The 22,995-nt window shown below is 44.9% G+C and carries 15 protein-coding genes; 4 read left to right on the forward strand and 11 right to left on the reverse strand.

Annotation, left to right across the window (positions count from 1 at the left end; translation table 11 throughout):
- Positions 1 to 71 precede the first annotated feature (71 nt).
- From ACO0LE_RS14930 to ACO0LE_RS14940, 3 genes are all read left to right on the forward strand, one after another.
- Positions 72 to 1,055, forward strand: coding sequence for an LLM class flavin-dependent oxidoreductase (locus ACO0LE_RS14930; protein ID WP_422961148.1), 984 nt, complete (start codon positions 72 to 74; stop codon positions 1,053 to 1,055).
- 160 nt (positions 1,056 to 1,215) lie between these two features.
- A complete protein-coding gene (locus tag ACO0LE_RS14935; protein ID WP_422961149.1) occupies positions 1,216 to 2,019 on the forward strand; it encodes an ABC transporter substrate-binding protein in 804 nt (267 codons plus the stop codon).
- A gap of 22 nt (positions 2,020 to 2,041) precedes the next feature.
- Positions 2,042 to 5,044, forward strand: a complete 3,003-nt coding sequence (locus tag ACO0LE_RS14940; RefSeq protein ID WP_422961150.1) for a response regulator — start codon at positions 2,042 to 2,044, stop codon at positions 5,042 to 5,044.
- Positions 5,045 to 5,059: 15 nt separating this feature from the next.
- On the opposite strand, the gene ACO0LE_RS14945 is transcribed toward ACO0LE_RS14940, so the two are convergent.
- Together ACO0LE_RS14945 and hemN are read right to left on the reverse strand one after the other, a co-directional pair.
- Positions 5,060 to 6,094, reverse strand: a complete 1,035-nt coding sequence (locus tag ACO0LE_RS14945; protein ID WP_422961151.1) for an HD domain-containing phosphohydrolase — start codon at positions 6,092 to 6,094, stop codon at positions 5,060 to 5,062.
- Between the two features lie 231 nt (positions 6,095 to 6,325).
- Positions 6,326 to 7,723: an oxygen-independent coproporphyrinogen III oxidase gene (gene hemN, locus ACO0LE_RS14950; RefSeq protein ID WP_422961152.1), complete on the reverse strand. Its 1,398-nt coding sequence runs from the start codon at positions 7,721 to 7,723 to the stop codon at positions 6,326 to 6,328.
- Positions 7,724 to 8,155: 432 nt separating this feature from the next.
- Here hemN and ACO0LE_RS14955 point away from each other — a divergent pair, with 432 nt between their 5' ends.
- Positions 8,156 to 9,436: an alpha/beta hydrolase family protein gene (locus tag ACO0LE_RS14955; RefSeq protein ID WP_422961153.1), complete on the forward strand. Its 1,281-nt coding sequence runs from the start codon at positions 8,156 to 8,158 to the stop codon at positions 9,434 to 9,436.
- Positions 9,437 to 9,620: 184 nt separating this feature from the next.
- On the opposite strand, the gene ACO0LE_RS14960 is transcribed toward ACO0LE_RS14955, so the two are convergent.
- The 9 genes from ACO0LE_RS14960 to ACO0LE_RS15000 all read right to left on the reverse strand — a co-directional run.
- The gene (locus ACO0LE_RS14960) at positions 9,621 to 10,736 is read right to left on the reverse strand and encodes a glycerophosphodiester phosphodiesterase (protein ID WP_422961154.1); all 1,116 of its coding nucleotides are present in this window, start codon (positions 10,734 to 10,736) and stop codon (positions 9,621 to 9,623) included.
- Between the two features lie 12 nt (positions 10,737 to 10,748).
- Positions 10,749 to 13,145 (reverse strand): TonB-dependent receptor, encoded by a 2,397-nt coding sequence (locus tag ACO0LE_RS14965; protein WP_422961155.1) that lies wholly within the window; start codon positions 13,143 to 13,145, stop codon positions 10,749 to 10,751.
- A 270-nt stretch (positions 13,146 to 13,415) separates the two neighbouring features.
- On the reverse strand, positions 13,416 to 14,684 hold the full coding sequence (locus ACO0LE_RS14970; protein WP_422961156.1) for an ectonucleotide pyrophosphatase/phosphodiesterase: 1,269 nt from the start codon (positions 14,682 to 14,684) through the stop codon (positions 13,416 to 13,418).
- 155 nt (positions 14,685 to 14,839) lie between these two features.
- Positions 14,840 to 16,522, reverse strand: coding sequence for a PAS domain-containing sensor histidine kinase (locus ACO0LE_RS14975; RefSeq protein ID WP_422961157.1), 1,683 nt, complete (start codon positions 16,520 to 16,522; stop codon positions 14,840 to 14,842).
- A 619-nt stretch (positions 16,523 to 17,141) separates the two neighbouring features.
- Positions 17,142 to 18,389 (reverse strand): TolC family protein, encoded by a 1,248-nt coding sequence (locus tag ACO0LE_RS14980; RefSeq protein ID WP_422961158.1) that lies wholly within the window; start codon positions 18,387 to 18,389, stop codon positions 17,142 to 17,144.
- A complete protein-coding gene (locus ACO0LE_RS14985; protein WP_422961159.1) occupies positions 18,389 to 18,706 on the reverse strand; it encodes a DUF3240 family protein in 318 nt (105 codons plus the stop codon). Before ACO0LE_RS14985 ends, ACO0LE_RS14980 begins: the two co-directional genes overlap by 1 nt.
- A 10-nt stretch (positions 18,707 to 18,716) precedes the next feature.
- Positions 18,717 to 21,782 carry an efflux RND transporter permease subunit gene (locus tag ACO0LE_RS14990; protein WP_422961160.1) on the reverse strand — a complete coding sequence of 1,022 codons (3,066 nt, stop codon included), beginning with the start codon at positions 21,780 to 21,782 and terminating at the stop codon, positions 18,717 to 18,719.
- On the reverse strand, positions 21,782 to 22,762 hold the full coding sequence (locus ACO0LE_RS14995; RefSeq protein ID WP_422961161.1) for an efflux RND transporter periplasmic adaptor subunit: 981 nt from the start codon (positions 22,760 to 22,762) through the stop codon (positions 21,782 to 21,784). Before ACO0LE_RS14995 ends, ACO0LE_RS14990 begins: the two co-directional genes overlap by 1 nt.
- Before the next feature lie 136 nt (positions 22,763 to 22,898).
- Positions 22,899 to 22,995, reverse strand: a 97-nt coding sequence (locus tag ACO0LE_RS15000; RefSeq protein WP_422958693.1) for an IS3 family transposase, incomplete at its 5' end; no start/stop codon positions are given.

A 22,995-nucleotide genomic window follows, 5' to 3' on the forward strand; every position in this document is an offset into this window, starting at 1 on the left:
ACGTGCAGACGCCGGCAGGTATTGATACATCAGCAGACTTGTGTTTCGGGTAAATAAGCCCATATGGTTGTATGATCCCATTTTCTATTCTCGACCTTGCTCCCATTGCCGAAGGCAGCGACGCTTCGCAAGCATTTCGCAATACGCTGAACCTTGCACAACACGGAGAACAGTGGGGCTATCACCGTTATTGGCTGGCAGAGCATCACGGTATGCAAGGTATTGCTAGCGCCGCCACTGCGATTCTCATCGGTTACGTTGCAGCAGGCACTTCGACGATCAGGGTTGGCGCTGGTGGCATCATGCTACCGAATCACTCCCCATTGGTCATTGCAGAGCAATTTGGCACCTTGGAATCGTTATTTCCGGGTCGTATCGATTTAGGTCTGGGCCGGGCGCCGGGCTCCGATCAGGCAACCGCAAGAGCGTTGCGAAGAAATCTGGATTCAGATGCAGATGAATTTCCACAGGATGTGGTTGATCTCATTGATTATTTTTCAGCAGAACCCAGACAAACCGTGCGCGCCGTCCCGGGCACAGGCTTACAAGTGCCGGTATGGATACTGGGCTCTAGCCTTTTTGGTGCTCAACTGGCAGCCAGTCTGGGGCTGCCATATGCATTTGCCTCCCACTTCGCTCCATCACAGATGATGCAGGCCATCACCATTTATCGTGAACGCTTCCAAGCTTCGAAACAACTGCAAAAACCTTATGTGATGCTGGGATTTAACGTATTTGCAGCGGATACCGACAAAGAAGCACATTACCTCGCCAGCTCAGCTCAGCAGGCGTTTATCAATTTGCGCAGCGGAAGACCAAAACGCCTGCCACCTCCGGTAGATAATTTTCTCGATCAGATCCACCCAGGTGAAAAAGCCTTACTCGATCAGATTTTGTCATGCTCAGCGATCGGTTCACCAGAAAAGATTACTGAAGCAACGCAGGCATTTATCCATCGCACCGGTGCAGATGAGCTGATGATTACGTCACAAATTTTTGATCACGCAGCACGACTGCGGTCGTATGAAATTACTGCAGGTGTAATGTCTCAATAATTTTTTAGAACATCTTGCAATTGCATCAAACTTTACGTCCCTATCACAACGTAAAATAAGGTCATAAAAAAGCAAAAAGGCGACGCAGGTAAGCGGTTTTTCACCGACTTTTGAGCGATTCGACTACACTCGAAGAACTTATAAATAAGGGAGAGAAGATATGTTCGCAGCGTACAAATACGGTTTAGCGTGCTTCTGTATCACATCTCTTTTATGGGGCAAAAATACCGAAGCTGCGCCAACACGGCTCCAGAAAATTCTCGAAGCAAAAGAGATTCGAGTATGTATCTGGCCGGATTATTATGGCATTACCTTCAGAAACCCTAAGACACGATCACTCAGTGGAATCGATATCGATTTATCTTCAGAACTGGCAAAAGATCTTAGCGTCTCCCTCAAATACGTCGATAGCTCATTCCCCCAATTAATTGATAATCTGTTAGAAAATCACTGTGATATTGCAATGCACGCAGTGGGAGTTACACCGGTAAGAGCAGAAAAAATTGCCTTCACACAGGCCTATTTACGTAGTGATATTTTTGCGATAACAACTAAGTCTGGTACATCAATCAAGAACTGGGATGATATCGACAAACTAGGCCGTGTCATTGTCGTACAAGCAGGCACACTCATGGAACCCGTCATGCAACAGACCCTAAAACAGGCAAAATTGGTTTCAGTGAAGCCGCCAACGACGAGGGAACAGGAAGTGGAATCCGGTCGCGCAGATGCTTTCATGACTGACTATCCCTACAGCAGAAGAATGCTTGAAACTACTGACTGGGCAAGGTTAGTTACACCGCCACAAACTTTTCACCTAACCGACTATGCGTATGCCGTTGCGCCAGGTGATAAATCATTGTTAGATAAGGTCAATGTTTTCATTGGGCAGATAAAAAAAGATGGCCGACTTTTGACAATTGCAAAAAAATATAAATTAGAGCCGATAGTTGCGAAAGATTAAGGGTTTTCATACCTTGTTATTTATGCAGAAAAAACTTTCCCTTTGCGAATCACTGCAAAAACCTATAGTTTGGTTACTAATAGGGTCAGTTTTTTTTATTGGTATATTACTGGGAACTATGTTTCTTTTAAACAGAGACAAAGCCCTTCTACTAAAAGAGCAAAATGCCCATGGTGAATTGCTCGCTAAGATACTTGAAAGTCACCTGACAAGGACATTGTCTTCAGTTGATAATACCTTGAATGTAGTCAGTAGTATTTTGATCAATTCCAAAAGTACAAATAGTAGTGCAACTGGCTTGAACGTTCGTGCAATGCTTGAAGCAACCACATTGAACTCAACCCATTTACGTTCAATCTCTATCCTTCAATCAGATGGAAAAATTATTGCCAGCTCATCCACTCATTTAATTGGCACAATTCTGGATCTAAAGTCGTTAGGTTTTGAGCGTGAGTTAACCTCAGTACTAGAAGCGGGACGGGTCTTATTCGTTAGAGATATTGATAATATCAATGCCAATGGTACGCTAAGAGAATCAGTTAATTCGGATATATATTCCCTCCCTTTCGCAAAAAAAATCAACGTAAAAGGCAATGCTTTTACCTTGCTAAGTGTTGTAAATCCACATTATTTGCTCCCTGACTATAAAGATATACTGGGCGCAGAAATCAATTTCGCAGGAATTTTTGATTATCAGGGGGAACTCCTTGATGTAACAACAACGCCTCATTTCTCCCGTGAAAAAAACTATCCGTCCCTCTCACTTATTGCTGCATTAAACAGTGAAAGAGAATTTGGTAAATTTGACTATGCAGGAAATGATGGTTTTTTTAGCCCAAATCATTTCATCATTCACTTTCGCGCAACACACAATTTTCCTATAGTTGCGGTAATTGGCATCTCCGAAAGCTACGCGCTGAGCGAGTGGACTAAAAACTCAAGAAATATTAAATGGACTGGTATTTCGGTTGCGCTTTTTGTACTGTTTTGTTCCGCTGTACTAACATGGTTCATGCGGAAACGCGACCGATTTGAGGCGCAGCTGGAGGAAGCCAAAATACATGCCGAACAAGCGAATATTGCAAAAAGTACTTTCCTGTCCACAATGAGCCATGAAATCAGGACACCGATGAATGGTGTCATGGGAATGACGAGTCTATTACTTGAAACAGATCTGAATCCTAAGCAAAAAGAATTTGCTAAAACCATCGATGATTCTGCAAACGCACTACTTTCCATCATCAACGATATTCTCGATTTTTCCAAAATTGAAGAAGGGAAAATGCTGATTGAGAATACGGAATGTCAACTTCTCAGCGTAGTAGAGGGAAGTATCGAAATTTTTTCGGCTAAAGCAAGTAAAAAGAAAATTCGGTTGATGAGCTACGTCAGTCCAGAGCTCCCCATTCACGTCCTTACTGACCCTGGTCGCTTGAGGCAGATTTTATTGAATCTGCTCGGAAATGCGATGAAATTTACTTCAACAGGAGAAATTTCTCTCGATGTCAAACTAGTTAAACAATCTAAAAATACTTATTTCACACGATTTGAAATCAGCGACACGGGTATCGGTATTGATCAAGAAACGATCGGTAAGCTATTCAGGCCGTTTGTCCAGGCAGATAGTTCGGTGACTCGACGATTTGGTGGAACAGGTTTAGGGCTATCAATCTGCAAGCGCCTGGTTGAACTCATGGGCGGACAAATTGGCGTAAGCAGCACTTTAGGCCAGGGGGCCTGCTTCTGGTTTGAGTTGCCCTTACTTGGCGTGGAAGTAGCATCTATAAGTAAGCAGTATTATCCCTTTTCCAAAACTAAAGTCCTGATGCTGGACTCCAGCCAAAAACAGGCAGGTATCCTTTCGTACTACCTGCAATCTTGGGGAATGAGTGTCTCAGTTACCGGACATTTAGAGGAAGCAAAGCAATTATTGCGTGACGAATCCGATTTTGAGATTGCCATCGTAGACTCTCAACTTGGAGAAATACCCCCCGAGACAATATCGACCTCGCTTCTTAGAATCAACCCTCAATTACGGTTAATCCTGATCACTAACGCTGAAGATACCCGTACTGCAGCAGCTACCCTGGCATTTCAAACATCCATTAGACAACCCGTAAAACAGTCTGCGCTATTCGATGCCATTACCCACGTCTGCGAGCGAAGGAGAGTCAGTCACCCAGTAAAAAATGAAAGGCGGGTCAATACGGAGAGTGACGAACTGGCATTGGTTAGCCAACGTGAGGAATTAATTTTGCTGGTCGAAGATAATCTGATTAACCAAAAAATTGCGATGACTTTTTTAGAGCAGATGGGATTTAAGGTTGATATTGCCAATAATGGAAAAGAAGCACTGGATGCGTTGCGCCTATCCAACTATTCACTAGTCTTGATGGATTGTCAAATGCCGGTGATGGATGGATTTGAGGCGACAAGAAATATCAGAGAAGCCGAGAAAGAGACTGGTGATCATATTCCGATCATCGCTGTCACTGCAAACGCCATGCAAGGAGACCGAGATTTATGTATTTCATCAGGGATGGATGCCTATATTTCAAAACCGATTGTTCGGTCGACACTGACAGAAATAGTCAATGAGCAATTGTCGATCCGATTGGCCCAAGCCGACCGCGCTAAAGAAAAAGACAAAATACCGGCATCCCAAGTAGCAACCGATTCCATCATGGATACCGTCGTGGACGAAGCGCGGCTAAAAGCAATGTTCGGTGATGACATTTCCGGTCAAAATGAATTACTTGAACTTTTCGTGATATCTACGACGTCGTTACTAGAAAAAATAAGCGTCGCTATTGAGTCAGAAAATTACACTGACATTAGCGCCTTAGGTCATCAAATCAAGGGTTCAGCAGGTAATTTAGGCGTCGTAAAACTAGGAAAACTTGCAGCCAAGTTCGAAACGGCTAGTTCAGAAAAAAATCTACCGCTCATTAAGGAAATACAAAAGAAAATGCAATTTGCCTTAGATGAATTACGGATTTATCTAACCAATATGGCTCAAACATAAACGCTAAAAATTTACTTATTCTTCGTTGTGCTCAGCGCGGATTCGCAACACGTCTTCCCAACCCATAAAAAATGTATCAACACACTTGGGGTCAAAATGCGATCCTGAGCTCTCTCGGATAAGCCAGCAGGCTCGATCTAATTCCCAAGCAGGTTTATAAGGTCTTGCTGAGGTCAGAGCATCGAACACATCTGCGACGGCAACGATGCGTCCAAATAGCGGGATATCGTCCCCCTTTAACCCTTTTGGATAACCGCTACCATCATATTTTTCGTGATGGGTTAGTGCAATTTCTGCTGCCGTCTGCAACAATGTAGAACTACTTTCTCCAAGTATCTCGCCACCGATGGCGGCATGCTGACGCATGATAATCATCTCATCATCGGTTAAACGTCCGGGTTTCAGTAAAATATGGTCGGGCGTTCCCATTTTTCCTACATCGTGCATCGGTGCCGCATTTAAAATCAAATCCTGATCTTTCTGTGACAATCCCAGGTTTTTTGCAATCATCATTGAGTAATGCGCCATCCTCAGAATGTGGGCACCGGTTTCCGGATCGCGATATTCAGACGCTCTGGAGAGACGGTAAATAACTTCCCGTTCCTGCAATTGCATGGCACTGGTAGCTTTACGAACCTCCTCTGCCAACCAATCTGCTCGATTAGCCTGCTTAAGCTGAAATTTTCTCAGACTAAGCATATTAGTAACTCGTGCACGTAACTCAATCGTATTTACTGGCTTGGTCAAAAAATCGTTGGCACTTAGAACCAAAGCCTTGTGCCTGACTTCATTATCAGTGTCTGCTGTTGCCATGATAATGGGAATGCTTGCCTTACCATCCATCGCCCTGAAAGCCGCAATAAATGCGAGCCCGTCTATCTCTGGCATCATATAGTCCACCAGCACAAGGTCTGGTTCGTTTGTCTCACACCAAACCAAAGCGTCTCTTGCGCGGTCAAAGCTAGTCAGATTCACGTCCGGTATCGCTTTTAGCAAATAGCAAAAGAATTTGATATTCGTCGCATCATCATCAATGATCAGGATATCCATCAGTCGACCTTCAAAAGTAATCCATTTCGAATAACAATATCATTAAATTAAGAGACTTTCTCTAAACTAGGAATTTTGTCTTTTTTATGTCGGATACGCCTAAAAGATTGCGACAACTGCAAACTTTTTCAGATGGCGCTCAATCGACAATACAAGTGATGAACAACAATGACGGTAGCCAATAAAAAAGCCAAGGTCTTCCTTGGCTTCAATGAACTCCATTTATAACAATCAGATTAATTTAGAATACGTTGCCGTGGTCAACTTCTTCAGATACTGATCAAAAATCATTGCGATCGCTCTTACAAATAGGCGACCTTTTGGTGTGACGCGCAACATTTTTCGATTAATCTCGATAAATCCAACTTTCTCATATTGTCGCAACAACGTTAATTCTTCCGCAAAATACTCTGCGAAATCGATCTGATAATCCCGGTTAATCATAGCAATTTCCAAAGGCATACTGCACATCAAGGTCATGATAACTTCACGACGCAATAAGTCGTCTGGACTTAAGGCGATCCCTTTTTCAACAGGTAAATGTCCTTCGTCAAGCAACTGATAATAGGCTTTGATGGTGCGTACCGATTGGCTATATGAATGACCGACTTTACCGATAGCAGACACGCCGAAGCCAATCAGGTCACAGTCGGCGCGGGTGGTGTATCCCTGAAAATTACGGTGTAGCGTCTGATCCAGACGGGCCTTGTTCAGTTCATCATCGGGCTTGGCAAAGTGATCAAGTCCGATATAAATATAGCCAGCATCGAGCAGGCGCCGGGTTGACATCATAAATATTTGTAACCGGTCTTCCGCCGACGGCAAATCGGCTTCGATGATCTGTCTTTGCGCTTTAAAGCGGCTTGGTAAATGCGCATAGTTATAGAGCGCAATGCGGTCTGGCGCTAATGCAATCAGGTGATCTAACGTTCGACTAAAGCTCTCCTTATTTTGCTTTGGCAAGCCGTAAATTAAATCGGCGTTGATTGAATGAAAATGCTTTTGCCGGCTTTGAATCACCGCAGCTTCAACCATTTCATAGGGCTGTATCCGGTTGACGGCCTGCTGTACCGCCGGGTCAAAGTCCTGAACGCCAAAACTATTCCGGTTAAAGCCTAGCTCGGCTAACACCGACAGAGTCTCAGGTTTCAGGGTGCGCGGATCAATCTCTACACCCAGCTCCGCGTCATCAGTAAAGCTAAAGTACTTACGCAGCATCGCCATCAACTGACGCAACTCATCAGAGCTAAAAAAAGTTGGCGTACCACCTCCCAAATGTAACTGCGAGGTCTGACGATCAGGGCCGATTCTGGCGACGACCAATTCAATTTCTTTTTCCAGATAACGCAGATACTCCGTTGTCCGGCTATGATCTTGCGTGACGATTTTATTGCAAGCACAAAAGTAGCACAGCGATTCGCAAAACGGCAGGTGCAAGTAAAGTGACAACGGCGGGTTACTCGTGTTTGTCGATCGTTGTTCTAAATAGGAGATATAGCATTGTTCGTCAAACGTCTCATTGAAACGATCCGCTGTCGGGTACGAGGTATAGCGTGGGCCTGATTTGTCGAATTTGCGTATTAATTCTTCGGACAACTCAATCTCATCAGTGGCGTGGCCGGTGGTCATCTTCTTCTTTCAATGCACGGTTTAGTGGACGTATTGGGAGGCGTTGCCACTATTTTATTTGCCATGGTGAAATCCAATATGGATCTGGATCAAGGAATGATCACATCAGCAAACGCATCTGGAGTGTAAAACGACTTGCATGACACCAACTGAAGCCGCTAAAAACATGTACAACAACTCACTTATAACCGATGAATGAAAAATATACTCCCTATTAGTATTATTTAAAGGACCTTTAAAAAATTGCGGATAAGGGTATATTTTTACAAAAAAAAGGGGAGTATATTAAATGAAGCCTCATTCAATAGACGTACTGACATCGCTCTCAATACTGATATCCTATGGTGCATGATTATTTTTTAAACACGGAAACGATCCAGGAGTGTTATGAAAAAAAGGTTTTTCTCTATTTGTCTGCTCGTCTGTCATAGTATGACAATCACACAATTTGCGTCTGCCCAGGACAACCATATCGACACGATACGTCCTGATGCACCGGAGCTGGCGCATTACGGCAAGTTTGCGGTCGGCGTGAAAACGGTACAGCTCGTTCATACTCAGCAACTTGATATCCTCAAATCTAGGACCGGAGAAACAACTCCGGTGTATGACAGACCGCTTACTGTTGAAATCTGGTATCCCGCCACCCTTCCCGAGGGTCAGGCTAGCGTCGGACAAAGTTCAACGTATCTCCGCGATGGAAAAACGCCAATCACTCTATCGGGCAAAGCGGTACGTGATGCCAAACCTAATGCCGTGCATGGCCCCTACCCGCTGCTGATTGTCTCGCACGGATATCCGGGCAATCGTTTTTTACTCAGCCATCTGGCAGAAAATCTAGCCAGCAAAGCGTATATCGTGGTCGCAATTGATCATACTGACAGCACCTATAACGATCAGGCAGCGTTTGCCAGCACCTTACTGAACCGCCCGCTGGACCAGCTCTTCGTGCTCAACGAGATGGCACGTTTAAATAACAGCGCTGCAGGCGGCAATCTAAAGGGGCTGATCAATACCGAGATGACTGGTTTGATTGGTTATTCCATGGGGGCTTATGGCGTCGTGAATACAATTGGTGGCGGCTTCACTGAAAAAAGTGTGAAGGCACCGTCAAGTGTACCGAATGGTGCTTTGGCGATCAGACAATCAGGGAATCCAGATTATCTCGCGTCACTGGATAAACGGATTAAAGCGGCAGTCGCTTTTGCCCCCTGGGGATGGAATTACGGTGCGTGGGATGCGTCCGGCCTGGCAGGAATCAAGACTCCCGTATTCTTTATCGCTGGTAGCGCCGATGATGTCTCCGGTTACTCACCTGGAGTAAGAAATATTTTTGAAGCAAGCGTGAATGCGCCGCGATTCTTATTAACCTACGAGAACGCCAACCACAATGCTGGCGCACCTATTCCAGCACCCAGAGAGGCATGGTTGCCCTCGTCCGCAATGAAGCGGCTACCGGCAGAACATTACATTGACGCCGTTTGGGACAGCACGCGGATGAATAATATTGCGCAGCATTTTGTCACAGCATTTTTGGGGAAGTTTCTTAAAAACGACGCGACGATGGATCCGTATCTGAACTTGATCGAGAATGCGAAAGAAGGTAAATGGTCAGTCGATCTGAATGGCGGCCTCAAGAGTGATCACACTTACTGGAAAGGTTTTCCAGCGCGCACCGCTGTCGGCCTCAAGCTAGAACAGCGCCAGCCCTAATCGATAAAAAACTGATTTTCATTAAAAAAACCGCACTGTTTTTAGTGCGGTTTTTTATTAAAACTCACAATTAGCCAAGCTGACCGTTAGCACTAACTAGAATTAACTAGTCTTATTCCATATTAATTAGATCCATACAAATTCGTAATGATCTGCTCTGTATCCAGCCAGCTTATTTAAATGATCAAGCATTGATTGCCTTACGTCCAATCTCGGAATCATCCGAGAAAAAACCGTCTATACCTGCATCGATATAACGTCGTATCTCAGCGATGGAGCCCATTTCATTGCGCGCGTTTTCGCCATTACCATCTTTGAAGTCCGCTGCAAGAAAACGATTCTCTGGGCGGAAAGTCCATGTATGCACCAGTAAGCCGGCGTCATGTGCATCACTAATCAAGGCTGTTGGTTTGCCTAACTTGCCATCGGCCACCAAAGGAATCAAAGCCCGCGTCGGCGGTGCGACTACATCCGCATAACGGGCGATGTCACGCAATCCCGTCTTTGATGACATAGCGCCAAAACTCAAATCACCACCAGCAGCAACCACGTCAGCGGGACGAATATTCCCTTCTGCGACCAGCTGCATTAAACGGATATTGTCTTTCTTACCAATGACATTGCGGATGTACTTCAGATTCGCCACTTCGAAGGATTGAATTTCCAACGGACAGCGTTTGGTATATTCATGCTCAGTCAGGCTTTTCAAAAAACGATCTTCCAGCGGCAAGCCCACCTTAGCGAAGTAAGTAGAATGCTTTAGCTCAGGAACTAGCCCGATCAGGCGACCAACCGTTGCAGATTCGGCTGCGGCGAAATCAATGATCTCATCCCAAGTCAAAATCTGAAACATACCGTCATAAAAGGTATTTTGCGGACGCACTTTCGGCAGGCGCTCAACCGCGCGAAGTGACTTCAATTCGCTCAGAGTGAAATCGTCGCAAAACCACCCCGTATGCGTACGGCCATCAATGGTCTTGGTCGTACGTTTGATAGCGAATTCAGGCCGTTGAGAAACGTCAGTAGTCTCATCCAGTATCGCCTCATGCCGCGCAACCAGTACACCATCTCTGGTACTGACCAGGTCCGGTTCTATATAGTCAGCACCGTCAGCAATCGCTCTGGCGTAGGCGGCCAAAGTGTGCTCAGGCCGCAGCGCGGAAGCGCCGCGATGCGCAAACAACTCGACTTTGCGTGCAGAAGAAGCCAGTGCCTGAGAAGCGAAACCGGTTGCATCAAGAGATAACATACCGCCGCTCACCACGGCAGTTTTCAAAAAAGAACGGCGGCTATTAATCATCTCTGTTGTCCTTTAAAAATCAGCACCAAATGTCACAAAATACTGACGTGGGGCAATTGGAAATGTGTTGTAAGTCCCGTTCGCAGCGCCGACGACGACCACCGAATCTCCTTTGACCTGATTCAGATTTGTGATGTTCAGACGTACTCTGGCATTTTTAATGAAAGTATTTTGCACCATCGGTAACTTTGCATTGATACCGAGATTCAACATGAAATAACTGTCGACGGCCAAATCGTTGGTGTAGGTTGCATAACGCTTACCGACATAATCGCCAATTAATTGCGCCTCAATCTCACCAAATGTTGCGGATGCCACGAACTTGTTCATCCACTCCGGACTGCCCGGAACTTTTTTACCCGAGGTCGGCACCAGCGTTTTGCCATTACTGTAATCGTCTGCATAGACCGAACGATTGTAGGATAAAGCGTTGTAGAAACTAAAGTTTCGACCGAAATGCAAAGTACCTGCCAGATCAATGCCATCGGTCGTGACGCTGCCGACGTTGGCGAGAATAGGATTGCCACCAATAATGGATGAGATCACCGGCGTAGGGCTGATTTGCAATAAGCGATTGCTGAAATCTACGTGATACACCGTCACCTGACCATCAATTTTATTCAACAGTCCCAAATCCAGATTGCGTTTGCTACGCAGACCCGCCTCATAGGTTAGTGAGGTTTCTGGCTGTGCCGTATTTTTGAATAAATCAAAAGCCGACTGACTCGCCAGACTCCATGGAGACGCACCGCCGCCGCCATAAGTCACGAACTGACGCATATTCTTTTGGACATTGATGAATAACTGATCACGCGCGCTCAGATCCCAGAGCATGCCAACTTGTGGCAAAAACCATTTTTTGGTATCAATCTCACCAACAGGCAAAGCGAGAGAGCCGCCGGAGATTGCACCTGCCTTAGGCTGAACAGGAAAATCTCCTTTTGCATATTGCAAACTCGACTTAAAACCTGCTTGCAAAACCATATCCGGACGGACGTGCCACTCATCTTGCAGGTGTAACTGGATGACGTTATTACGAATCTCACTACCGTACTGAGTAATCAAAGGATTACTTGGACGGTCGTAAGGAGAACTAGGGTTATTCACATCCAGCGGATACCAGCGGCGATAGGCAGAGGACTCGTTGTGCTCCCACCAGCCACCAAATTCGATCTGATGATTACCAAACTCCGTGCGCAAATTAGAGATTAGGCCAGAGCGATGAATATCATATTCAGTGGTACGGGTGGCATACCCCGAATTGCCAAAAACTTTTTTCAAATCCTGGTTAGGGAAGTAAATACTAAACAACGCTGGCAAACCCGCCGCACCTATTGGTCCGGCAACCACGCCGACACCATCATCACGGTGAAAATACACCTGATTCGACCAGATAGTTGATTCGTTCAGGTTCAGATCATATTTAGCATAGGTCAATATATCCTTACGTTGCGCGTCACTATAGTAGTTACGATAATTAGAACCATCAGCGGCTGGCGTTGCGCCTGTTGGCGACAGATAGGCTAAGGCCGCAGGGAAATTTGGGTATAAGAAAGGACGCGTGTATGGCGCACTTGTCTCGCCAGTCACATGAACCGTGCTGTCCTCATTTGGTTCTATCTTGTCGTTATAGTTGAAATACAGTGTGAGCTTGCCAGAAGGCTTGGTGCTCACGAATTTTGCATTAAGTTGTTTACCGCCTTGTTTGCCATCAAAATCCCAGGCGCGCGCATCCTGACGCATGATAGAAATATAAGCCGCATTACCTTCGCCAAAAGTTCCGGTATCAAAACGTGCATAAGTACGTGAGGTGCTATAACTACCTAAAGTCTGTTCGAGAGTGGTCTTTTGTTTTGCTAAAGGATCGCTGCTGAATACTTCAATAGTGCCTCCAAGATTGCTGGTTGAAGGCGTGGCGAGATTACCCGCCCCGGAGGACAAGATCACATTTCTGACATTCTCACTTATCACGGCACGTTGTGGCGACAATCCATTGTAGTTGCCGTACTGCTGATCACCGAGCGGTACGCCATCCATCGTGTAACCGAGTTGCTGACCATTGAACCCATGGACAAACAAGGAGAGATTTTGTTCATTATTCCCCCATGGATCTGCCGTTGCAAAGGTCACGCCAGGCAGAGTCTGCAAGGATTTAACAGGATTAATCCCTGGCAGGATTTTTTGTATTTCACTACCGCGTAATGACACAGCAGAACGGGTAGTCTGAGACGATATTTCGACGGTCGCAATCGCGCCATCTGCTTTTTCATTTTTATTAGCATCGGAGATCGTCGCGGCTGTCTGTGCAAATACAGGTTGTGCAAAAACGAACAGACAAGCAGTCGATGCAACCGCTAAGGCAGGTGCTGAGTACGGAAGTGATTTCTTCTTAAAATGAACTGGTCTCATGAGGTTCTCGTGATGAACTAGCGGTAACTAGTAATAGTTAGTGATACGTAGTGATATTTAATGATCAATGGGATGATGGAATACCATCAAGGCCGTCGAAGCTTAATAACTATTTATGACGACGAAATGACCACCCAAAAAAAACACAAATTCACAACACATCACAGCGAATCAACCGCTTTTAAATCATTCAAACCAACATGGGAATGCAAGAGAGAAGCTATCAGCACAGAGTAAACTGCGCCGACAAAGGAACATTCAGTAGCTGACTTATTGTGCTCTCAACGACTGTCGTACAGTTGCCATGGAGCCGTCCGAGGGCAATGCCGGGATATTCAGCAGCATCATCAACAAAGGGTAGACATCAACATTATCAAATGCAGGTAATTTCGTTGCCTTCTTAAAAGCTGGTCCTGTAGCGATAAATAATGCCTGCATTTCAGGCGCCAGATTATCGTATCCATGAGAACCGCTGACCGTCGTCTTCCCGTTTTTATCTCCAGGCTCCACCAGCCAGCCTACTTCAGCCAAACAAACAAATCGCGGCACCCGAGCGTTTTGTCCATAATGAAAACGTTCAGGAATAGCTTCTTTTTTCCAGCACTGCATGTGCTCATGTTTCTTCAGCAAGGCGTTAGCTACAATCTCTTCCTGCCCAGGATTGACATCAATGCCGGCATAAGTACCTGAGGTAATCACACGATAGTTAACGGGATCTGCCAATTCATTTAAGCGGACAATCCTATCCGCACTGGTAGCAGCCATACCGTGATCAGAAACAATCACAACATTGGCGTCAATTTGACGTGCGCGAAGTCCATCGACTAGCTGACCGATAGCCTGATCTACGCGTGCGACATCGCTGGTTATCTGGGTAGTATCCGGACCGTATTCATGTCCTGCATGATCGACATCGTCAAAATACACCGTCAAAAATCCAGGCCGATTTACAACTGGCCTATCCAGCCATGTCAGCATCGTTTCAACCCGACTAGCCGGGGTAATCTTTCCATCAAATCGTCGAAAATCTGTCGGTAATACACCATGAATTGCCGCCTCAGATCCGGGCCAAAACATGATGCCGGTTTTGATACCTTTCTTTTCTGCCGTCACCCAGACAGGTTCCGCCTGATCCCACCAGCGGTGATCAGTGACCGCATCACGATTACTGAGTGTAAAGCGCACACCTGGGATTTGGGGATCTTCCATCGTATTACCAACGATACCATGATGATCCGGTCGTAGTCCGGTAACTAAGGTGTAGTGATTCGGGAAAGTAATTGAAGGAAACGACGGTCGCATTGCCTCTGCACTTACGCCGTTGGCGATTAACTTATTCAGATTTGGTGTGACACCACGATTCAAATAATCTGGTCGAAAACCGTCAATTGAGACCAGAATGATTGGATGATAATCTGAGGTATCTATCTGAAGGCTGTTGGGTGCTTTAGTAGATATCTGACTGCAGCCCGCTACGAGCAGAATTAAGAATGTGTGTAGTAGAACAGAAAAACGCGAATAAATCATAGGTAACATCATTGTTGTTAATGGGAGCAATAAATCTGGGTTGTAGGACAAGTCGCGTGAAGATTAATTCCTTTTTTGCTCACTTATTTTCTTGCCCTGGATGATCAGTTGGAAGTTTTTAAGTAAATAGATTTATTTTTTGAGGCAGTATTGTGCTTATCGTCGATCTAGTCGTCATCCATAGGAGTTTTCTCTGGTGCCGTTAAAGGTAAAATTAATGTAAAAAGCGCTCCCAAATCAATCCCTGCACTAGAAACCTCAATACTACCGCCGAGTAAATCAGTGACAATATTGTGGACAATATGAAGACCCAATCCTGATCCGCCCTGTCCGAGCCTGGTTGTAAAAAAAGGCTCAAATATACGATGTATATGCTCAGGACTAATACCGTTTCCATTGTCTTGGATCTGAAGAATAACCTGCCCTGTTCCCGTCTTTTTGGCGTCTATATGAATGACCCCGGGGTCCATCGTTGAAAACCCATGTTTCATCGCGTTCTCGACAAGATTGATAACGACTTGGCTTAATGCGCCCGGAAAACTATCTAACAAAATATCATCATCAATATCGGTTTCAATTTTGCACGAAGACTTATTGATCATTGGATAGAGAGATACTAGAATTTTTTCGATATGGTCAGACAAGGAAAATACACGTCTTTGCGAACTGGTTCTGTCTACCGCCACCTGTTTAAAACTATCAACCAAATTAACGGCACGCCCCAAGTTACGCATTAAAATTTCCGTTGCAAGACTCAGTTCATTGAAAAATTTATCTAACTCAGATCGTTTGATTCCTGTTTCAAAGTTCGCTCTTATCGTTCTTAGTAATTCTTCTTGAGTACTTGCGACCGTCAGACTATTTCCAATTGGTGTATTTAGTTCATGGGCGATTCCGGCAACCAACGAACCGAGCGCAGCCAATTTTTCAGATTGAACAAGTTGATCCATCGTCATTTTTAAAGTGTCTAAGGTATTGATCAGTTCGTGGTTAGTCGCTTCTAGCTCTACCGTTCGATCGTTGACACGTCGTTCCAGATTCAAGTTGAGGTCCAGAATTTTTCTTTGCGCTTCACGTATATCGGTCACATCGTGAGTCAGTGCAATCATCAATTCTTCACCGCGCGATTCAAATATGACAGCATTAATTACGGTCTCTCGCACTTCACCCTGATGCAATTTCATGATTGCAGGAAAATCTGTAACGGTATGATTTTTCCTGAGTAGATCAATTAAAACATTGCGTCGTTCAGGATCAATCCATATCTGAAGTTCACCAACAGTTTTTCCGATAATGTCTTTTCGCTCTAAGCCTATGGTTCGTTCAAATGCACTATTCACTTCTATGTAGGTTCCATCCGACATGCGCGATATAGTCATACAGTCCGGAGTAAGCAAAAATGCGGCGCTAAACTGTTCTGATGCAATGATTTGATCAGTGATGTCCCTAGCGACCCATACAGCATGAGTATGAATGTTTCCTTTTAATGCAATCGTCGTGCAACTTGCTAGGCAATCTCTTATGGTACCGTCGCGTCGACGCATTTTTACCAAGTGATTTCTCGCATATCCGTTGCGCATCAGCTCATCGACCAATAATTGGCGCTGCTCAGGAACTGCCCAGACATTAAAATCTTTGATAGGATGACCTAATACTTCCTCTCGGCGGTAGCCACTCATTTCCTGAAATCCCAAGTTGGCCTCTACAATAAGACTGTCGCTAAGGCGCGTAATGACTATCCAATCAGGGCTGGTATGAAATACACGGGAAAATTTTTCCTCACTATCGTCCAGTTGAGATAATAGCCAGTGTTTCAAAGATTTCGGAAGTAATTGAGCGAGGAATCCCATGACTAGTCTTTTTACTTACCCTGAAGTATCTTCAGGGTATATAACGCGTGAGTAGAAAACTCAAACAATATTGCACTACCCGACGTTTAAGTATTTTTCCCAAAACACTGACAAATATCTATTATTTGTGGCATCTGTTATCAGTCAGCTGCAAATCGTGCATTCACCTCTGCTTATGGCAAACTTCTGCGCGACCAAGAGAAAAAGGGGGGGAAAGCAAAACTTTCACCCAACTTATACTGTTTTGCCTCTCGATATTAATGGATGTTATCGGCTTAAGTCTTAACAGATGATATCCGTCGTAAAAATGTCACGATAATTCACAATTATCCGTGACATTTATTTTAGGTTTTTTACCTTTGAGGAAATCGTATGCGATCTACATTATGAACGCGACTTAAGCCCCTTATTATTAATCTGATGACAGACAAAATATCAAGGAAACCACATAGGTTCGAAATTATGGGGCTGCCCATTATTGCAAAACGACTAAGACTACTTAGCTATTTAGCGAATGTGGTGGCGGCAATAACCGTTCTTGCTACGCAATTAAAATTATCATTGCCCTAAAGCGCTATCGCCATGAAAATAATTAAGAAACCAAGCAAGCGTCACTAAATTAATCAAAAGCCCAAATCAAATGTGCATCTAAGTGCAAGCGAGCAAATGCCATGAGTGCGTCAATCTGCGCGGACTGCGCCATTTGGGTTGCGTCCAATGCTATGCGCCGAGTATTAAGTGCATCGGTTAAACTTGCCTCGCCGAGCTTATAAGCAGTTAATACTAATGCTGCTTGCTGCTGACTTTGCAGTCGCACAATGTCGAACGTCTTCCAACTTGTGTAGCTAAGTTGGCTATCAGTGATGGCTTTTTTCGCCGCCAGATTTACCTTCATTTCTGTTTGTTTGATTTTTTCATCTGCCATTCTTGCCCTTAAGAAGGCCGAAGCACTTTCTGAATTTCGTCCTTCGCCCGAAAAAGGGATAGATATACTGACACCAAAAATCCGCTCTTGTCCATTACGTTCACGGCTTATGCGAAAGCCAACTGTTGGATCGGGAATTTTATCCCTCGAAATTCTCGCAGCCTGTAAACCGATGTAGTCTGACTCAGCTTGTGCAAGCTCAAGTTCGTGATTGTCCCCCATAATTTTGGACATCCAAGTCTCAACCGGTTCAGTCAATATCTTTGGCTCGGGCAGGTCATTGCACTCTGGCATTGGTAACCCCGGATAATTTGTACGAAGAACCTGTAGTGCAGACTCCTCTCTTTGCAGCGCTTGCTGAAGCATTGCAAGCACTCGTTGGTACTCTGTATCGGCGAGTAAGAGTTCTAGCTTCGCCGCATCGCCTGCCTTGACACGTTTTTCTGCAACCGCACGTAATGTTGACGTCACTTCGAGTTGTTCTTGTAAGCGTTTTACAGAAACAATTTCTCTGATTGAATCAAACCAATCCTTCATCAGCACCCGGCTCGTCTCGTGCCATACATCGGCATAGCTGGCTTTTGCAACATCAATACCTTTTTCCCCAATCGCCCTATCTTTATCGGCCTTACCAAACCATCTAACCGGACGTTCAATTAACAACTCTTGTTCTTGAAACCGATCTCCTAACTGGTCGGTTCTGTGGTTTAAGCCTGTCCTCAAAGTCCATTCGTAATGACCAGCATCAAGCCGTTGTTTGTTTGACGATGCCAAATCAACTCCAAGCGAGCTCATCCGTAACGCGGGGATGCCTTCAAACACCTTCCTCACCACTGTCTCAGACGGAAGTATCGACAATGCTGATTCCGAAGCAAAAACTGATTTTTGGTTAAAACTCAAAAATACCAATACAGAGATTGAAACATAATGAGAGACGTTCATCATAATCTCCCAAATCTTGTAACGGGCGTGAACCAATATGCAACGTCATTATTTTTAATTTTTCCACCCAGCATATGCAGTAATTGTTGCAAATTCTCGTTAATACCCACGATAAAAATAAGGTTTCGGTTGCAGTGCCCATGCACTTTTTCCATGGCAGATAACAGTGAAGCGCCCTGTCCCATACCCTGCGCGGCAACGATTGAAAAACCATTCGCCAATTGAGTATTCAATAATAAAAAATCAGATATTTCTTCTGACAGTGTCGTAGGAATCGCCAAGGTTAACATCGCGTCGTAGTCGTTAGGGTTTGTCATATCAAATACCTTAAATACGTTTCGGAATACCGAATCGTTGAAATAGAATCGGAAGCAAAATGAGAGTTAGCGATGTGGCGGTCACCAACCCGCCTATCACAACAATTGCCAACGGTCGCTGTATTTCAGAACCTGGCCCACTCGCCAACAAAAGTGGGATCAGACCAAAAGCGGTAATGCTTGCGGTCATCATCACAGGACGAAACCGCCGCAGGGCTCCTTCAGAAACCACCTCGTCAATCGAATTACCCCTTGCAACCATCTGATTAAAATACGTAATCATGACCAAACCATTCAAGACAGCAATTCCCATTAGCGCGATAAAACCAACTGACGCAGGTACTGACAAATATTCTCCCGTCAAAGCCAAAGCAATTACGCCCCCCACCATTGCAAACGGAATATTCACAAATACCAGTACTGATTGTCTGATACTGCCAAGCGTTGCGAATAACAGAAAAAAGATTAACGCAAGCGCGATCGGCACTACAATTGCCAAGCGAGAAGCTGCTCGTTGTTGATTTTCAAACTGCCCCCCCCACGACAAGCGGTATCCCTCAGGCAGAGGAACCTGTTTGCCTACTTTCGCTTTGGCCTCATCTACAAATCCAACCAGGTCTCGATCACGAACATTTGCACGTACCACGACAACACGAGAAGAATTTTCACGCTCAACTTTGACGGGACCATCGACCGTCTTTAAATCGGCGATTTGGCTCAAGGCAACGGATGATCCGTCACTTACAGGCAAACGTAACTGCTGAAACAAGTCGGCGGACATCTGGAGATAAGCGCTACCACGTAACAATAATGGAATACGTTTACCATCTTCAATCACGATGCCAGCTTGCCGGCCCTCGACCATCGTGCGCAAATCACTTTGGACTTGATCTACCGTGAATCCAAGCCTACCCGCTGCCTCCCTGTTGATGTCGACCTGGAGATATTGAACACCTTCATTTTTGATCGTTAGGACATCCTGACTTCCCGAAATACTCTCTACCGCTCTAAGAATTTTTTCTGCCAACTGACCTAATATTTGGTTATTCGGACCATAAATTTTGATCGCCAGATCTCCTCTTACACCGGATAACATCTCAGAGGTGCGCATCTCAATCGGCTGAGTAAAACTGAAATTCATTCCCGGAAATTCTGCGGTTACTTTACGTAATTGATCGATCAAATCATCCTTATTCCGAGTACGCCATTGTTCTCTGGGCTTAAGCACCAAAAAGGTATCCGTCTCATTTAGTCCCATAGGATCTAATCCGAGCTCATCTGATCCTGCCCTGGCAACAACACTCCGTACTTCCGGCACTAATTCAAGTATTCGTTTCTGTACAGCCATATCCAGCTTTGCAGACTCCTCAATATTGACGGAGGGAAGTTTTTCAATTTGCATAATGATGTCTCCCTCATCAAGTGTCGGCATAAAAGATTTACCGATGAAGGGAAAAATCACGGCAGTAACGACCAGTGCAGCAATTGAAGCGATTATTACCTTTTTTGAATGACGTAATGAGCGTCTAAGAATACGGGTATAGGCAGCTTCTAACTTGCGTACCAGCCAAGGAGCATCTCCATGATGATCGCTCATCACAAACGACGCGAGCACAGGAATAACTGTCAAAGAAAGAATCAGCGATGCGGCTAATGCAAACGTGATTGTCATCGCGACAGGCGCGAATAATTTTCCTTCTAATCCTTGCAGAGAAAGTAACGGCAGAAAAACAATCATGATCACTACCATACCGGCGGTAACTGGCACTGCCACCTCTCTTACCGCTCGGTAGATAATATGTAACCGAGAGAAGTTGGGACGTTCAGTATCTGCATTATGCGCTTCAATATTTTCAACAACAACGACTGCGGCATCGACTAACATCCCGATTGCAATTGCCAGCCCGCCAAGTGACATCAAATTTGCTGTCAAACCAAATGCCTGCATGAGTAAAAATGTACCCAACGCGGATAGTGGCAATATACAAGCGACAACCAAAGCTGAGCGGACATTTCCCAGAAAAAGATAAAGAAGAATAACGACCAACACTGTAGCTTCTGTCAAAGCTTTGGTTACAGTACCTACAGCACGTTTGACCAGATTACCTCTGTGGTAAAAGGTTTTTAATGTGGTTCCCTTTGGTAAAGTTTTTTCAATTTGTGCTAGCCGCAAATTAATCTGATCTACCACCTTCTGCGCATTAGCTCCACGCATCGCCAACACCAGAGCCTCAACAGCTTCCCCCTGGCCGTCTTTAGTAACGGTGCCATAGCGTGTCATTTGTCCTATTCGTACATTCGCTATATCGCCAACCCGGATAGCTAAACCGTCTCGGCTTTGTACAGTTATTCCACGGATATCATCGATCGTATGGATACTTCCATCACTTCTTACTAACAAAGATTCTTCGCCGCTGTTTAAGCGTCCAGCGCCATCATTTCGATTATTGGTATCTAGAGCAACCTGCAACTGTTGTAGCGATACTCTTCTTGCCGCAAGCGCTACTGGATCAGGTATGACTTCAAAGCTTTTGACCAGACCACCCAAGGTATTCACGTCAGCGACACCGGGAATACTGCGTAATTGAGGACGTATCGTCCAATCGAGTAAACTACGTTTATCCATCAAAGATATTGGGCCTTCGATAGTGAACATAAAAATTTCACCGAGCGGCGTGGTAATGGGCGCGAGACCACCAGTTACCGAACTAGGTAAATCTTTCAATATATTGTTGAGTCTTTCGCTGACCTGCTGTCTGGCCCAAAAAACATCCGTCCCGTCTTGAAAATCCAAAGTAATATCTGCGATCGCATATTTGGACTGAGAACGTAATATGACTTGATTCGGAATGCCCAAGAGCTCCTGCTCAATTGGCGCCACAATACGCGCTTCCACTTCTTCAGGCGTCATACCAGGCGCCTTCATAATCAGCTTAACCTGAGTACTAGATACATCAGGAAAAGCGTCAATAGGTAAATCATGAAATGCCTGAATGCCGGCACCAATCAAAATGACAGTCACTACCAGAATGAACAAGCGCTGAGCAAGGGAAAAAGCAATAAGTCGGGTTAACATTATTTTTTCCCGCCTGAGCCTGAAGCTTTGGGTTCAGCTATGGGCTCAGCGCCCAAACCCATCCAAGCTCCTTTTAGAGCAATGATGCCCTGAGTAGCGACCTGCTGTCCTGGAATCAGGTCTCCGGTAACCCAAATTCTATCTGGAGTGCCCGCAACGATTTCGACCTTACCAACCTTGAAACCGTTTGCGTTTTTAATGAACACATAGTACTGACCTCCGCTTCTGATCAGTGCCGTCGCTGGAATGCCAACGCTTCCCGTCACTGCGAGATTGCCAATATGACTCGCTTCGGTAAATTGATTCAATTTCAAACAACCATCATGAGTCAGCTCTTGAGCTCGAATCAATGTACTTTGATTGCTACCATCCATTTGGGGAGAGATCGCTATGACTTTGACGGTTCCGCAATTTTTTAACTGTAATAGATCGCCGATATGCACTTGGTCCGCTTGTATCCTAGACGCTTGAAATTCTATCCAAAACGCTTGATTACTACCTAATTTTGCAATTGGCATTCCTGCTTCAATCCGTTGCCCAAGCTGAGCGTTTAACTCCAGTATGATTCCTTTTGTTTTTGTGATGATCGAAATGTATGGAGACAACGACTTAGTTTTTAAAATATTACTGATTGAAATATCACTCATCCCAGCCACTTTGAGTGCCTGCAGGCGTTCATAGGTTGCAACTTCTGCATGGGCTGCAGCTGCACGACTCTCTTGTAAGCGGCTCAAAGCAATAATTCCGTCCTTATATAAAGCTTCGTCCCTTGCGTGTTTCTCCGACGCCAACTGAGATTGTGTTGCGAGCTGCAAATAATCTCGCTGCAACTCTAAAAATTGCTGGCTAAATAATGTCGCAATTGATGTTCCAGAATGAACCTCTTGCAACGAATTTACATGAATTGCCTGAACAACACCCGTTAAGGGGGCGCTTAACAAACTGATTGCACCTGCCGGAGCGACGACCGTACCTGACAATTTCTGCCCTTTGTCTGACGGCACGGGTTTAATTAACGAATTTAGATTTGTCGTAGTTAATGCAACAGTAACTTCTGTTTTGATCGCTAGTCGCTGTAACTGCTGTTTGGACTTCCCCTAATTTCGTAGACAACTCTTAACTTCCAAATTGTTGTTGCTCGAAAGCTAGGGGACTCATCTGATTCAAATGACTATGTCGCCGTTTGCGATTGTAGAACACTTCGATGTAATCA

Source organism: Undibacterium sp. Xuan67W, assembly GCF_049340165.1.
Taxonomy (GTDB): domain Bacteria; phylum Pseudomonadota; class Gammaproteobacteria; order Burkholderiales; family Burkholderiaceae_D; genus Undibacterium.